Genomic DNA, 1,382 nt, shown 5'->3' on the forward strand with positions numbered 1-1,382 from the left:
CTTGGTGCCGCGCGTGGCATGAAGAAGCCGTAATGAATCCCGCCTGCCGTTCGATCAACCGGACCCAAGCGCGCCCATAATCCTCGAACTTCTTTAGTCTGTTCGGATCGAGGTAGTATCGAACCTCGCAAAAGACTGCTGTGTCGGGCGACCATCCCGCTGTCGGGTTCTCTATCGTGGAGATCGACTGCCATGGCCTTAGCCTGCCTTTGCCGAAAGGGCTAGGATCACATCGATATCGATATGCCGTTCGAGTTCGGCGGCGATGCCGTCGAGCGCGGCATCGACCGAAGCGTGATAATCGACCCCACCACTTTTGCCGCCGAGCCGCGCGATCCATGCCGCGCGCTGCCCAGCATCAGCTAGCAGGCCGTGAAGGTAGGTGCCCGAAACCAGGCCGTCTGCGCTCACCGCACCATCATTACGGCCGCCGTCGAGCCGCACGAGCGGGCGCGCTGTATCGGGACCAACGGTAGCGCCGATGTGCATCTCATAACCCTCACAGCGCGCGCCCAGCGCCTCTCCCGCAACTCGCCGCAGCGTCTTATTGCCAGCTAGCACGGTCTCGACGTCAAGCAGCCCGAGGCCCGCTACGTCGGCCTGCGCACCCTCGATGCCGTCCGGGTCCGCGATGTGCTTGCCGAGCATCTGATAACCGCCGCACAGGCCCAAAACCGCGCCGCCACGACGATGGTGGGCGAGGATATCGATGTCCCATCCTTCGCGCCGTATCGCGGCGAGGTCCGCGATCGTCGCCTTGGAACCCGGTAGCACGATCAAAGCAGCTTCGGTCGGGATTGGCTGACCCGGTGAAATCATCGCCAGTTCTATGCCCGATTCGAGCTTGAGCGGATCGAGATCGTCGAAATTGGAGATGCGCGGTATGATGGGGCAGGCGACCAGCAATCGGCCCGAGGCGGATGACTGCCGCCTCTCCAGCACGACCGCATCCTCGCTCGGCAGCCATGCGCATTCGGCGAGCCACGGCACCACGCCGAGGCCGCGCCAGCCCGATAGGCGTTCGATGTCGCGATAGCCGTCCTCGAACAGCGCGAGATCACCGCGAAACTTGTTGATGAGGAATCCCTGGATCATCGTCGCGTCTTCGGGATCGATCACCGCGCGCGTGCCGACGATCGCCGCGATGACGCCGCCGCGATCGATGTCGCCGACGAGCACGACCGGCACGGCCGCCGCACGGGCGAAACCCATGTTGGCGATGTCGCCGGCGCGCAGGTTGATTTCGGCGGGTGAGCCGGCGCCTTCGACCACCACGATATCACATTGCGCGCGCAGCCGGTGGTAGCTCACCAGCACGTCCTCCAGCAGCGCGGCGCGGCCTTCGCGAAAATTGCCGGTGGCGAGTGTGCCGCGCACTCTCC

Annotated in this window: 1 protein-coding gene; it reads right to left on the minus strand. The window is 64.5% G+C overall.

What is annotated here, in order from left to right; genetic code table 11:
- Positions 1–198: 198 nt before the first annotated feature.
- Positions 199–1,382: cobyric acid synthase (locus BGN95_RS07360; RefSeq protein ID WP_286772133.1), on the minus strand; the 1,184-nt coding region annotated here is incomplete at its 5' end.

This window comes from Sphingomonas sp. 66-10 (assembly GCF_001897045.1).
GTDB classification, from domain to species: domain Bacteria; phylum Pseudomonadota; class Alphaproteobacteria; order Sphingomonadales; family Sphingomonadaceae; genus Sphingomonas; species Sphingomonas lycopersici.